The organism is Sphaerisporangium sp. NPDC005289, assembly GCF_040607455.1.
Taxonomy (GTDB): Bacteria; Actinomycetota; Actinomycetes; order Streptosporangiales; family Streptosporangiaceae; genus Sphaerisporangium; species Sphaerisporangium rhizosphaerae.
Window position 1 is genome coordinate 36,348 of record NZ_JBEXGS010000031.1, and the last position, 13,007, is coordinate 49,354.

Annotated in this window: 14 protein-coding genes; 4 read left to right on the forward strand and 10 right to left on the reverse strand. The window is 72.0% G+C overall.

Annotation, left to right across the window (positions count from 1 at the left end; all coding sequences use genetic code 11):
• Positions 1–71 precede the first annotated feature (71 nt).
• Positions 72–635: a DUF3887 domain-containing protein gene (locus ABZT47_RS35970; RefSeq protein WP_354852416.1), complete on the forward strand. Its 564-nt coding sequence runs from the start codon at positions 72–74 to the stop codon at positions 633–635.
• A 53-nt stretch (positions 636–688) separates the two neighbouring features.
• Positions 689–1,627 (forward strand): CPBP family intramembrane glutamic endopeptidase, encoded by a 939-nt coding sequence (locus ABZT47_RS35975; protein ID WP_354852417.1) that lies wholly within the window; start codon positions 689–691, stop codon positions 1,625–1,627.
• Between the two features lie 137 nt (positions 1,628–1,764).
• Here the strand turns inward: ABZT47_RS35975 and dtd are convergent, their stop codons facing one another.
• Positions 1,765–2,190 carry a D-aminoacyl-tRNA deacylase gene (dtd, locus tag ABZT47_RS35980; RefSeq protein WP_354852300.1) on the reverse strand — a complete coding sequence of 142 codons (426 nt, stop codon included), beginning with the start codon at positions 2,188–2,190 and terminating at the stop codon, positions 1,765–1,767.
• Positions 2,191–2,501: 311 nt separating this feature from the next.
• On the opposite strand from dtd, the gene ABZT47_RS35985 reads away from it, so the two are divergent.
• Complete coding sequence (locus ABZT47_RS35985) at positions 2,502–3,458, forward strand: asparaginase (RefSeq protein ID WP_354852301.1); 957 nt, start codon at positions 2,502–2,504, stop codon at positions 3,456–3,458.
• 58 nt (positions 3,459–3,516) lie between these two features.
• Here the strand turns inward: ABZT47_RS35985 and ABZT47_RS35990 are convergent, their stop codons facing one another.
• The 7 genes from ABZT47_RS35990 to ABZT47_RS36020 all read right to left on the reverse strand — a co-directional run bounded on the left by ABZT47_RS35990 (position 3,517) and on the right by ABZT47_RS36020 (position 10,289).
• Positions 3,517–5,145, reverse strand: coding sequence for a DUF2207 domain-containing protein (locus ABZT47_RS35990; protein WP_354852303.1), 1,629 nt, complete (start codon positions 5,143–5,145; stop codon positions 3,517–3,519).
• A gap of 102 nt (positions 5,146–5,247) precedes the next feature.
• On the reverse strand, positions 5,248–5,589 hold the full coding sequence (locus ABZT47_RS35995) for a DUF2516 family protein (RefSeq protein WP_354852305.1): 342 nt from the start codon (positions 5,587–5,589) through the stop codon (positions 5,248–5,250).
• 132 nt (positions 5,590–5,721) lie between these two features.
• Positions 5,722–6,168, reverse strand: coding sequence for a hypothetical protein (locus tag ABZT47_RS36000; RefSeq protein ID WP_354852307.1), 447 nt, complete (start codon positions 6,166–6,168; stop codon positions 5,722–5,724).
• A 3-nt stretch (positions 6,169–6,171) separates the two neighbouring features.
• Complete coding sequence (locus tag ABZT47_RS36005; protein ID WP_354852309.1) at positions 6,172–6,654, reverse strand: helix-turn-helix domain-containing protein; 483 nt, start codon at positions 6,652–6,654, stop codon at positions 6,172–6,174.
• A 69-nt stretch (positions 6,655–6,723) separates the two neighbouring features.
• Positions 6,724–7,650 carry a M56 family metallopeptidase gene (locus tag ABZT47_RS36010; RefSeq protein ID WP_354852311.1) on the reverse strand — a complete coding sequence of 309 codons (927 nt, stop codon included), beginning with the start codon at positions 7,648–7,650 and terminating at the stop codon, positions 6,724–6,726.
• Positions 7,647–8,006, reverse strand: coding sequence for a BlaI/MecI/CopY family transcriptional regulator (locus ABZT47_RS36015; protein WP_354852313.1), 360 nt, complete (start codon positions 8,004–8,006; stop codon positions 7,647–7,649). Before ABZT47_RS36015 ends, ABZT47_RS36010 begins: the two co-directional genes overlap by 4 nt.
• Before the next feature lie 72 nt (positions 8,007–8,078).
• The gene (locus tag ABZT47_RS36020; protein ID WP_354852315.1) at positions 8,079–10,289 is read right to left on the reverse strand and encodes a transglycosylase domain-containing protein; all 2,211 of its coding nucleotides are present in this window, start codon (positions 10,287–10,289) and stop codon (positions 8,079–8,081) included.
• 142 nt (positions 10,290–10,431) lie between these two features.
• Here ABZT47_RS36020 and ABZT47_RS36025 point away from each other — a divergent pair, with 142 nt between their 5' ends.
• A complete protein-coding gene (locus ABZT47_RS36025; RefSeq protein ID WP_354852317.1) occupies positions 10,432–10,950 on the forward strand; it encodes an O-acetyl-ADP-ribose deacetylase in 519 nt (172 codons plus the stop codon).
• Between the two features lie 66 nt (positions 10,951–11,016).
• On the opposite strand, the gene ABZT47_RS36030 is transcribed toward ABZT47_RS36025, so the two are convergent.
• Both ABZT47_RS36030 and ABZT47_RS36035 read right to left on the reverse strand, forming a co-directional pair.
• Positions 11,017–11,859 (reverse strand): class I SAM-dependent methyltransferase, encoded by an 843-nt coding sequence (locus tag ABZT47_RS36030; protein WP_354852319.1) that lies wholly within the window; start codon positions 11,857–11,859, stop codon positions 11,017–11,019.
• Between the two features lie 330 nt (positions 11,860–12,189).
• Positions 12,190–12,930, reverse strand: coding sequence for an SDR family NAD(P)-dependent oxidoreductase (locus tag ABZT47_RS36035; RefSeq protein ID WP_354852321.1), 741 nt, complete (start codon positions 12,928–12,930; stop codon positions 12,190–12,192).
• Positions 12,931–13,007 lie beyond the last annotated feature (77 nt).

Genomic DNA, 13,007 nt, shown 5'->3' on the forward strand with positions numbered 1-13,007 from the left:
CCCGTTTGTAAAGCTATGGTTTACGAGTGCGAGAGATGTTGACAGAGGCGGTGCGGGCCTTGAAGGCACGCATGGAGGCGTTCCTCGCCTCGCGTGTCCTGACGAGGAGCGACGACTGGGCCGACTCGATAGGGCGCGCCGTGAGCATTCAGGCGGCCGCCGATGACGTCGTGCGTGCCGTCGTGCAGCAGGCGCGCCAGAACGGCGCCACGTGGCAGGTCATCGGTGATGCGCTCGGCGTGAGCCGGCAGGCGGCGTTTCAGCGCTACGGCAGACCGATCGATCCACGAACAGGAGAATCCATGAACACCACGCCCCTGCCCGGCGTCGCAGAACTGGCCGCCTTGGTGATCGAGGACCTCGCATCCGGGCGATGGGCGCGGGTCACCGAGCAGTTCGACCCGAGCATGCGCGATGGCCTGTCGGAGGACGCGCTCGCGGCCGCGTGGGCGCAGATCGTCGGCCTGTCGGGAGCCTTCGAGGGGTTCGGAGAGCCTGAGGTCACCCGGGCCGGCGACGTGACGATCACGAACACGCCGCTCGCGTTGGAGGCGGGCGACTACACGGCACGCATCGCGTTCCGCGACGACCGCACCATCGCCGGTCTGCACATCCTCGAAAGGCAGACTTCGTGACCATCGAATCTCCGGGCGGAGCGAAGACGGCCACGCCCCGGGGCGGACCCCGCATGAGCGGCCGCGATCTGCGATCCATCGGTGTGTTCACCATCCTGGCGTTCGCGCTCGCCTGGCTCCTCGCGCTCCCGCTCTGGTTCGGTGACGGACTCGCCAGCCCCTATTTCACCCTCGTGGCCGCCGCGACGATGATGACCCCCGCGATCGCCGCCCTCGTCGTCGTGTTCTTCGTCGAGCGGCCGCAGCACAAGACGTGGACGCTCGGACTGTGGCCGTTGCGACCGGTCCGGAGCCTGCTCGGCTACGCGGCGTTGGGGATCATCGTGTCCATCGCGCTCGTCCTGGTGGCGCTCCCGGTCGGCGCGCTGCTGGGGGTCTACCCGGCAGATTTCGTGAACTTCTCCGCCTTCCAGCAGGTCCTCGACGAGCAGGCGGGCGCCGCGGGAGTGGCCGAAATCCCGATACCGATCGGCGCGCTCATCGTCATCCAGCTCGCCACACTCCCCTTGGCGGCGTTCATCAACCTCATCCCTGCGCTGGGCGAGGAACTCGGGTGGCGAGGGTGGCTGCTGCCGAAACTGATGCCGCTCGGTACACTCCCAGCCCTCCTGATCTCGGGCGTGATCTGGGGCCTCTGGCACGCTCCGCTCATTCTCCTCGGGTACAACTACCCGGATGCGCCGGGCTGGCTCGGCGTGACCATGATGGTCGGCATGTGCATCCTGGTCGGCACGGTCTTCGGCTGGCTGCGGCTGCGATCGGGGTTGGTGTGGCCCGCGGCCCTCGCGCATGCCGCGTTCAATGGGGCGGGCGGGACCTACCTCCTGTTCGCCAGGGCCGGCGAGCACGTCGACACCACGCAGGCGACGGTCCTCGGCTGGAGCGGGTGGATCGTGCCGCTCGCGCTCGTCGTGATCCTGATCGCCACGGGACGGTTCGCTCCGCGAAGCACCCATGACCGTGAAGCCCGTCTCACACAAAGCACAGGCTGACCAGGAGACCTTTTCCTCATTGCCACCGGGCCCCCTGAAGCCCCGGCCGGACGTCGCCCTCGGCGGGAGGTCGCCTGCGGCGGGCTGTCGTGCTCGGGCCGACCGGGGTTCCGCCGGCCCGGACCGGGTGGGTGGTGTCAGATGTCGATGACGAGTGTGATGGGGCCGTCGTTGACCAGCGCGACCTTCATGTCGGCGCCGAACACGCCGGTCTCCACCCGGGCGCCGAGCGCGCGCAACTCGGCCACGACGGCCTCGACCAGCGGCTCGGCGACCGGCCCGGGCGCCGCCGCCTGCCAGGTCGGCCGGCGGCCCTTGCGCGCGTCGCCGTAGAGGGTGAACTGGCTGACCACCAGCAGGGGGGCGCCGATGTCGGAGCAGGACTTCTCGCCGGACAGGATGCGCAGGCCCCACAGCTTGGCGGCGAGCTTGGCCGCATGGGCGGGGCCGTCGTCGTGGGTCACGCCGACCAGCACGAGCAGGCCGGGCTCGTCGATGGCTCCGACGGTCCGCCCGTCGACGACCACGGAGGCGGAACCGACCCTCTGGACAACGGCGCGCATGGTCCCCGATTCTTCCACCGCCTGTGGACCCCCGCGAACCCCGCCGCGCCCTCGGCGAGGCGCGGGCGCCGGTCACCTGGACCCCCGGCGAGGTGCGCCCGGCCGGTGACCCGCTTCTCGGCGAGGCGCGGACGCCGGTCGCTCGCGCTCTCGGCCGGGTGCGGCGGGCCGGTCAGCCGCGTCCCGCCGTCGCGCGTCAAGGTCCACATCGTGGGTACGCCGGGCAAGCCGTCCGCGTGCCGGCGCCGAATGGTCGCCGGATGAACGGCACTGATCGTCCGTCCGTAGACTCATGTGCGAGAGGAGATGACGTGTCCGTTGCGCCGTTGATCGTGGAAGTCGTTCGTTCGGGGTTCGTCGAGTCGGTCCACCGGGCCTGGGTGTTCGCCGTGGACGCCGAGGGCAAGACCGCCGTCGTCCACGGGGACGTCGCCGCCGCGGCCTCGCCGCGCTCGTCGATGAAGCCCATTCAGGCGGTCGGCATGCTTCGCGCCGGGCTGGAGTTGGACGGTGAGCTGCTGGCGCTGGCGTGCTCCAGCCACTCCGGTGAGGACTTCCACCTGGAGGGCGTGCTGAAGATCCTGGCCGTCGCGGGCTTGGACGAGTCGGCCCTGCAGTGCCCCGAGGACCTCCCGCTCGACGTCGCGACCGCGCACCGCGTGCTGCGCGCGGGCGGCGGCCCGGCCAGGCTCACCATGAACTGCTCGGGCAAGCACGCGGCCATGCTGGCCACCTGCGTGGTCAACGGCTGGCGCACCTCCGACTACCTCCACCCCGCCCACCCGCTGCAGCGGGCCATCCGCGCCACCGCCGAGGAGCTGACCGGCGAGCGGGTCGCCGCCACCGGCGTGGACGGCTGCGGCGCGCCGCTGTTCTTCTCCTCGATGGCCGGCATCGCCCGGGCGTTCCGCGCCCTCGCGCTGGCCGAGCCGGGCGGCCACGAGCGGCGCGTCGCCGACGCGATGCGCGCCTACCCCGAATGGACCTCGGGCACCACCCGCCCGGAGGCCACGCTGATGCGGGCCGTCCCCGGACTCATGGTCAAGTCGGGCGCCGAGGGGTTCGACGCGTTCGCCTTCGACGACGGCCACGCGGCCACCATCAAGATCGAGGACGGCAACGCGCGCGCCCGGGTCCCGGTGACGGTCGCCACGCTGCGCGCGCTGGGGCTCGGTCTGGAGGCCGCGGAGCTCACCGCGCTGGCCACTCCGCCGCAGTTCGGCGGCGGGCGCCCCGTCGGCGAGGTCCGCGTCCGCGGCCCGGTGTGACCGCCCGCACGGCCTCGCCCGCGGCGGCGCACGCCGGGCGGCGCGCACCGGGAGGAGGTCAGATGGCGCCGCGGAACTGGCGGGAGGTGGAGATGGCGCCGGAGGTGGTCAGCGTGAACGTGCGCATGGAGTCGGCGAACTTCGACAGGTCCCACTCGGCCGGGCCGTGGTACCAGTACAGGTGGTCGGCCCGCGTGCCGTTGCCGTTCAGCGAGCCCACCACGCGCGCCCAGCGGTCGACGTTGTCGAAGACCACGGCGTAGGGCAGGTAGCGCGAGAAAAGCTCGATGCGCTGGGCCGGGGGCACCTCGCCGATCTCACCGGAGGCGAGGTAGTCGCGAAAGCCCAGGGTGTGGGCGAGGGCGGAGGAGCCGCGCGCGGTCTTGGCCGGCATGTACTGCCCGCCCACCGACAGCGCCGCCCCGGCGATGATCAGGGCCAAGCCGATCAGGCCGTAGGTGGTGAACCAGGCCAGCAGCACCGTGGCCAGCACGCCGAGCACCGTGACCACCACCCCGACGGTGGTCCAGCGGGTGCGCACGGAGTCGGGCCGCCTGGCGAACCAGCCCTGGGCGACGACATCGCGGTAGAGCGCGTCGCGCACCTTGCCGAGCCCGGCCGTGAACGAGCCGTGCAGCTCCGACAGCAGCACCGCGTCGCGGCCGTCGAAGATCGCCATGTGCAGTGCCCGCTCGTAGTCGAGCAGGTCGTCCATGGGCGCGCCCGCGACCTTGACCAGCCGCCAGTCGGGCGCGTCGTAGGCGCCGCGCGGCTGCTCCTCGATGTGGACGTAGCCGCGGACGGCGAGGTCGACGATGGTGGCCGTCACGTCGATCACGTCGGCCTGCTCGTCGATCAGCGTGCCGACCTGCCCGGGGCGGACGCCGTCGGGCGGGGAGAAGTGGCCGTCGCGCAGCGTGGTGACCGGGGCGCCGGCCTCGTGGTCGATGACGCGGGCGTCCCGGCCGCGGGTCCAGTAGAGCAGCGCGACGCCGCCGAGCAGCAGCACCAGCAGCCCGCCGAGCGCGCCGCCGGTGACCGGGTTGAGGGTGAAGGCGTTGGACAGTTCGAAGCGCCGCTCGAGGATCGGCCTGCCCCCGCTGGCGCCCGCGGGGAAGCCGGCCACCACGGTGAGCGCCTGGCCGGGGCCGAGCCCCTGCTGCTCGAACTCGGCGCGCGTGCCGCTCTCGTCCATGGAGGCGGCGGTGCAGCCGGTGGCCGCGGTGAGGTCGCCGGCGAAGCATGAGAGGGACTGCAGGGGGGCGGGGCCGCTCAGCCGGACCAGGGCCTGCTGGACGGGGGCCGACCAGCCGTTGACGGCGTACCAGCGCAGTTCCTCGCCGCCGCCGACCGGGGTGACGGCGCCGGCCACGTCGTACTCGATGGTGGCCGTGCCCTTGCCGCCGAGGGTGATGGTGTCGCCGGCGAGGGCGCCCTCGCCCTTGAAGCCGGTGACGCGGTAGACGCGGTCGTTGGCGTCGTCGTAGCGGGTGTGGGTGAGCAGCGTGCGCCGGACCTGGCCGGTGTAGGTGATCTGCTCCTTGACGTGCAGGACGCCGCCGGGCCGCAGCTCCACGGTGACGTCGGCCTTGCTCACGCCGTCCGCGGCCTCGGCGTGGGCGGCCGGGGCGGTCACGAGCAGGCCCAGCGCGGCCGCGAGCGCGCATCGACGAAGGAGATCCACCATGGGGCGTCAGCCTAGCGGTAGGCGCCGACAGCCGTTATGGGAACGCCCACGCCTGATCAACGGCCAACAAACCCGGACAACCCCGGTGGCCGACCGGCGCGGTCACCAGGGGCCGTACGGGCCGTTGTTGCCGCCGCGGCCGCCCCGGCCGATCTCGCCCACGGCCGGCTTGACGTCGGCCAGGTACACCCCGGAGGCGATGACCGAGATGATCGTGAAGAAGCTGATGGCCGTCAGCCCGGCGTACCCGACCACGGCGGCGAAGGTGAACAGGGTCGCCAGGCTCAGGAACAGCAGCCAGAGCTTCTTGCTCAGCTTGCCGGCGATGGCGAACGCGCGGGCGGGAGTGCGGATGGCGTGGAAGAGGGCCCACCCGCACATGCCGAAGGCCGCGATGGCGAGCACCCAGAAAATGAGATCCAGGAAACTGTGAATCTCGAACATCGCCTCTCCCAGGGGGTCATATGAACGGCCGGCTTCAGCCTAGCCCGGCCGGGGGCCTGGCGGACGCCGTCCCGTCCCGTGAACGCACCAAGCCCGCCCCGGAGTTCCGGGACGGGCGCGGAAGCGGGTGGCTCAAGCCTTGGTGCCGGAGCCGGTGGTGCGGGTGGTCCTGCGAGGGCCGGCCGGACGGGAGGCGATCGCCGGCTCGGCGGAGGTGGAGACCTCCTCCAGCTCCAGGGCGGCCTCGCCGGTCACCCGGCTGACGACCTTGCGGCCGCGGTCGGCGAACTGGTCGTAGAGCAGCACGGCCTTGGCGCTGATGGTGTCGGCGTACTCCTTGGCCTTCTCGGGGAAGTCCTTGGCGACGGCCTCGGCCTTGACCTGCACGTCGCTGGCGTACTTCTTGGCCATGGTGGGCAGGTCGCGCGCGACGGCGCCGACCTCGGACCGCCGCGACTGCAGGCGGTGGAGCTGCTCGGGCAGCTCACGGAGCTTCTCGACCGCGAAGTCGCCCGCGCCGGCGACGGCGTAGAACGGCTTGGACTCGGCGAGCTTCTTGACCTCGTCGTTGAGAGGCATGGGTCAACCTTCCTTGGATTCTGGTTGGATGCGGCCGTTCGGCGAGGAGGTCGCGGCCTCCTCCACGGGAACCGCGTCGACCTCTCGGGGTTCCGGCTCGGAGCGGGCGGTCTCGGCGGACTGCTCGGCTTCGGGCGGAGCCTCGGCTCGGTTCTCCTTGCGGAACGACTCGTAGATATCGGTCAGCACCTGGCGTTGCCGCTCGGTGAGAGTGCGGTCGACGCGGATGGCGGCCAGCACATCGCTGTCCGGCTCGCGTTCCTCGATGAGACCGGCCTGGACGTACAGCGCCTGCGAAGAGATGCGCAGGCCCTTGGCGATCTGGTTCAGGATCTCCGCGCTCGGCTTGCGCAGCCCGCGTTCGATCTGGCTCAGGTAGGGGTTGGACACCCCCGCCTGCGAGGCGAGTTGGCGCAGCGAGATCTTCGCCTGCGTCCGCTGATCGCGGATGTACTCACCGATCGAGCCGACCTTCGGTAGTTCCATGCCTCCAGTATGCGTCGCGCTGCTTGCAAATGCAAACACTATGGCGAACGCCAGCAAGCGCGTCGGGGGTCAGCCGGGATACATCCAGAGCAGCGGAGCGGAGGCCGACAGCAGCACCGAGAACGTCACCAGGCTGTAGCGGACCCGCCGGGGAAGCGTGGCGCCCGGCTTGACCAGCCGGTTCACCCGGGCCATCACGTGGTCGCTGCCCGCGCCGAGGGCGCCGTCAGGGGCCGGCACCGCCCCGGCCGTACCGAAACGCAGCAGCGCCGTCGCCAGGCGGCGCGGCGAGCAGTAGCGGCGGGCGCGGTCGTCGGCGGCCATCTCGACCAGCAGGGCGACCGAGGAGTGCGCGTTGCGCACCACGCCGAGCCACGGCAGGGCCCAGCTGAGCGCGGTGAACGGCAGCAGGACCAGGTCGTGCCGCTCGCGGACGTGGGCCGCCTCGTGGGCCAGCACGGCGGTGAGCTCGTCCTGGCTGAGCAGCGACAGCGTGCCCGCGCTGACGACGACCTCCGATCGCAGGCCCGGCAGGCAGTACGCGGCGGCGCCCGGGTGGTCGACGATGCGCACGCCCGGCACTCCCGGGTCGTCGTGGGCGATGAGGGCGAGCAGCACGCGGTGGCGCCGGCGGGCGCGCAGCGTCGTGGCGCCGGCGGCGAGCAGCACCACGACCAGCACCGCCAGCAGGCTCAGGCCCGCGGCGAGCGCGGCCAGGCGCGGCAGGTCCGCGGGGCGGAGCAGGCCGTGGCCCATGCCGAGGGAGATCGCCGAGTCGGCGAAGGTGTGCAGCCCGTACAGCACCCCCGCGCCGTACGGCTCCAACGCGTAGGCCAGCAACGCGCCGACGCTGGCCAGACCCCACGTCACGCCGAGCGACTGCCAGAGCAGGATGGCCGACCGGGGGGCCCGCCACGGCCACCGGGCGAACGTGAGCCGCCATGCCCCGAGCGCGCACGCCGTGGCGAGCGCGGCAAGGACGGCGGCTGCGATCACTCTTCCTCTTCCAGCTCCGTGAGTGCTCTGCGGAGAATGTCGGCCTCGGAGCCCGAGACCGTCTGGGCGAAGCGCGTGAGCGCCGCCGAGCGGTCACCGGTCATGTCGAGGGCTTCCAGCATAAGCTCCGCCACGTACGCGTCGCGGCCGGCCGCCGGAGCGTACCGCCAGGCGCGCCCGTCGCGGGTGCGGTTGAGGAAGCCCTTGCGGGTCAGCCGGTCGAGCACCGTCATCACGGTCGTGGGGGCGAGGTCGCGGTCGGCGATCAGACGGCCGACCTCCCTGGCGGTCAACGGGACGTCCTCCGCCCACAGAATGTCCATGATGCTGCGTTCAAGCTCGCCGAGACCCTTCACGCGGACAAGCCTACCCCGAGTAGTACTACGTCGCGTAGAGGGCCGGACGGTGAGCCTGGCCTACCCACCGGGTCAGCGGCTTTCGGTCACGCCAGGGGTGACGACCACGGCGTCGCCCGGCGGGGTGTCCTCGTCCGGGGTGGGCCGGTCGGGCAGGCACTCGGCGCCGCAGCCGCCGAACCGGTCGGTGTCGAGCGGCGCGAACGGCGTCGGGTCCACGCCCTTCAGCGCGGCCAGGAAGGTGTCCTTCCAGATCGGGCCGGGGATGGTCGCCCCGAACACCGCGCCGAAGTACCGCCCGCCGATGGTGACCCCGTTCAGCTTGTGCGCGATCGCGCCACGCGGGTCGCCGAGGCTGACCGCGGCGGCGAGATCGGGGGTGAAGCCGGCGAACCAGGCGCTCGCCTGGTCGTCGTTGGTGCCGGTCTTGCCGGCGGCGTCGCGGCCGATGCCGCCCACGGCCCGCATCGTCCCCTTGGTCAGCACCCCGGACAGGATGTGCGCCGTGGCGTCGGCGATCGCGGGCTCCAGCGCCTGGCGGCACCGGGGGGAGTGGTCGGTGACCTTGCCGGCCTGGTCGGTGACCTGCGTGATCACCATGGGAGCGCAGTACTTCCCGTGGGCGGCGATCGCGGCGTAGGCGTTGGCGACGGTCACCGGGTCCATCTCGTTGATGCCGAGGGTGAAGGTCTCGAACTCCTTCAGCGGGGCCCCGTCGGCGCGCTTGATGCCCAGCGACTTGGCGGTCTGGACGGTGGGGCACAGGCCGACCCGGCGCTCCAGCTCCAGGAAGAAGGTGTTGACGGAGTTCCAGGTGCCGGTCTGCAGCGTCTTGAAGCCGCCGCCGCCCTCGTCGTTGGTGATGGTGTGCGTCGGGTCGCCGATGCGGCCGCCGGCGCAGTTCTTGAAGTCGCCGTACCCCGACGCGCGGAAGCCGCTGCCGACGGTGAAGCCGTCGTTGATCTTCATGCCCTGCTTCAGCGCCGTGATCAGCGTGAAGGTCTTGAAGGTCGAGCCCGCCTGGAGGCCCCCGATGCCGCCGTGCGCCGTGTCCGCCACGATGTTGTACGACATCTCGCCCTTGCGGGCCGAGGTGCCGTACGGCCGGCTGGCCGCCATCGCCTTGATCGCTCCGGTGCCCGGCTGGAGCAGGGCCTCGGAGGCGACCGGGCCGTCGGTGGCGTAGACGTGCTTCTCGATGGCCTTCTCGGCCGCGGCCTGCATGCGCGGGTCGAGAGTGGACTTGATCGTCAGGCCGCCGCGGTAGAGCAGCCGGGCGCGGTCCTCCTCGGTCTTGCCGAAGGCCGGGTTGCGCAGGAACTCCTCGCGCAGGTACACGCAGAAGTACGGGTAAGGGCTGGCCGTGCAGTTGCCGGGCAGCGGGGTGCCCTTGTAGCCGAGCTTCTTGGACTTGGCCTCGGAGGCCTGCGCCGGGGTGATCTTGCCGAGCTGGGCCATGCGGTCGAGCACGGTGTTGCGCCGCTCGAGCAGCCTCTGCCGGTTCTTCTTGCCGCCCTCGGGGTCGGTGGCGGTGGGCAGTTGCACCGCGCCGGCCAGCGTCGCCGCCTGCCACAGGTTGAGGTGGGAGGCGTGCACGCCGAAGAACCGCTTGGCCGCGGCCTCCACCCCGTTGGCGCCCGCCCCGAAGTAGGCGATGTTCAGGTACTTCTCGAGGATCTCGTCCTTGGTGTACTTCTGCTCGACGGCCATGGCGAACCGCAGTTCGTTCAGCTTGCGCGCGTAGCTGGCCTCCAGCGCCTTCTTCTTCTCCTTGTCGGTGACGGCCGCGTTGAGCAGCACCTGCTTGACGTACTGCTGGGTGATGCTCGAGCCGCCCTGGCTCACCCCGCCCGACTGCAGGTTGCGGGCCAGGGCGCGGGCCGTGCCCTCCAGGTCGATGGCGCCGTGCTGGTAGAAGCGGTAGTCCTCGATGGAGACGATCGCCGTCTTCATCACCTCGGCCACCGCGTCGAGCGACACGACCTCGCGGTAGACGTCCCAGAACTGGGCGATGGGCTTGCCCTTGGCGTCCAGGACGGTGGTCTTCTCCGCCAGCGGCGGCTCCACCAGGTCGGCCGGTTTGAGGTTCAGCTCGTCCGACGCCTGCACCACGGCCGCGCCCCCGCCGCCCACCACGGGCAGCGCCAGGCCCGCGACCAGCACCCCCGCGGCCACCGCGGCGGCGGCGAGGCGGGCGACGCCGGTCAGCGCGCGTCGCGCGGGCGTGCCCTCGTACCGCTCGCCGAGCTCGTGGTCCGGGCCCTGCTCCCCGAGGCTGAACATCAACCCTCCCCTATCGACATTAGGGTTTAACCTAAACCGTAGAGGAGACAATGATTGCCCGTCGGTCCGTCCGTCGCCGGTGAGGAGCCCTTTCGAGGCATCCCGGCTCCAGGACTTCGGCCCGATCACGAAAGGCGGGCGCATGGAGCTGACCCTCGTCCAGGGTGACATCACCGAGCAGAGCGTGGACGCGATCGTCAACGCCGCGAACTCCTCGCTGCTCGGCGGGGGAGGGGTGGACGGCGCCATCCACCGGCGCGGCGGCCCGGACATCCTGCGCGAGTGCCGCGCGCTGCGCGCGTCCCGGTACGAGAAGGGCCTGCCGACGGGGCAGGCGGTGGCCACCACGGCGGGCAGGCTGCCGGCCCGGTGGGTGATCCACACGGTGGGGCCGGTGTACGCCAGGTCGCAGGACCGCTCCCACCTGCTCGCCTCCTGCTACGCCGAGTCCCTGCGCGTCGCCGACGAGCTGGAGGCCGAGACCGTCGCCTTCCCCGCCGTGTCGGCGGGCATCTACGGCTGGCCGATGGACGACGCCGCCCGCATCGCCCTGTCCACGGTGCTGCGGGCGTCCACCTCGGTGGTGGAGGCGCGGTTCGTGCTGTTCGGCGCCCCGGCGTACGCGGCGTTCGAGACGGCGCTCGCCGGCCTGCGCGCGTAGCACGCGGCGGCGTCCTCGAGCGGGCGCGCTCGTGCGCGGGCTCGGTGAGGACACGCGGGCTCGGGGTCAGGCCGAGGGGCGGGCGTCCGGGGCCAGGGCCGTCCAGGGGAGGGTGACCTCGCCCAGTCGCCGGCGCCGCCTGCCGCCGAGCGGCGGTGTGGTCGCCACGGGCCAGGTCTCGGCCAGCCGTTCCACCGCGGCCGTCCACCGAGGGCGGGCGCCGTAGGCCCCGTACGGCGCCGCGAGGGCCCACGCGTGGTCGAAGTCGCGCAGGAAGGCGTGGACGCGCTCCCCGGGCACGTTGCGGTGGATGAGCGTCTTCGGCAGCCGCTCGGCCAGGTCGGAGGGGCGCTCGAAGCCCGCGAGCCGGGCCGAGAGCGTCACCGTCCGCGGCCCCCGCGCGTCCAGAGCCACCCACGCGGCCCGGTGGCCGATCTCCGAGCAGGTGCCCTCGATGATCACGCCATCGGCGGCCAGGCGTGAGCGCAGCAGGTCCCACGCCTGCCAGGCCTGCGCCTCGTCGTACTGCCTGAGCACGTTGAACGCCCGGACGATCAGCGGCCGCCGCTCGACGGGGAGCTCGAACCCGCCCCGGACGAAGCTCAGCCCCGGCCGCTCGAACGGTTTGGCCGCGGCGACGCGGGCCGGGTCGATCTCGATGCCCACCACCTGCACGTCGGGGCGGACGCGGCGCAGGCGGGTGAACAGCTCGGAGGTGGTGACGTGCGAGGCCCCGTACCCGAGGTCGACCACGAGCGGGCGGTCCGCGGAGACCAGCAGTCGGCCGTAGACGGCACAGGTCCAGCGGTCGGCGCGGCGCAGGCGGTTGTGTCCCGTGGTGCCCCGGGTGATCTCGCCGACCGGCCTGCCCGGCGCCGTTCCGCCGCCTCGCGGACGCCCGGCGTTCACAAGCCGCCCACCGGGCGTGGGAAGGCGGACGGGTGGTGCTCAGGACGGGGTGGCATGCCGTGGCCTGGGGGTGGAGGTGCGGAGAAGGCGGACGATACCGGAGCGATGCCGGGCCCGGAAACCATGGGAGCCGCGACGGGGGAACAGCCGCGGGATGTAACCGACATTGTGGGCAAGGCAGGCAAGTAGGACGTGACGCTCAAGACAGGCACAATGGGGAACGCGAGGGCGTTGGATCGCGTCCATGGGAAGGCACGCCCCCGCATCCGGACATGTCCATGCATGGCAGGCAAGCACGCGGATGTCACCATGCTCAGCGGATCGTCACTTTCAGGAGACCCGGTGCACCTTGTGCTGCGCTGCCTGCGCGCGCGGACGGATGACCAGCCGGTCGACGTTCACGTGAGCGGGCCTGGTGACGCACCAGGCGATCGCGTCGGCCACGTCGTCGGCCGTCAACGGGTTCGGCACTCCCTGGTAGACCTGCTGGGCCCGCTCGGCGTCGCCGCGGAACCGGGTGAGCGCGAACTCCTCGGTCTGCACCATGCCGGGAGCGATCTCGACGACGCGCACCGGCTCGCCGCACAGCTCGAGCCTCAGCGTCTCGGTCATGGCGGTCTGGCCGTGCTTGGCCGCGGTGTACCCGCCGCCGCCCTCATAGGAGGTGAAGCCGGCCGTGGAGGTCAGCATCACCAGCACGCCGTCCCCCGACTCGACGAGTTTCGGCAGCAGGGCCTTGGTCACGCGCAGCGAGCCCAGCACGTTGACCTCGTACATCTGGCGCCAGTCGTCCACCAGCCCCTGCGCCACCGGCTCCAGGCCGACGGCTCCGCCGGCGTTGTTGACCAGCACGTCGCAGCGGTCCAGCGAGGCGGCCAGCTCGGCCACCGACTCCTCGGAGGTCACGTCCAGCGTCACCGGGCGGACGGCCGGCACCTCGGCGGCCAGCTTGTCCAGCCGGTCACGGCGCCGCGCGGCGGCCACGACGTCGTAGCCCTCCGCCGCCAGCCGGCGGGCGGTCGCCTCCCCGATGCCGCTGCTCGCCCCCGTCACCACAGCCGTTCTCGTCATATGCGGTCCTCATGGTCGGATTCGGTTTCTCCATACCCGGCGCCCCGGACGGGCTCGCGCTCGGTCCGGCGGTGTTC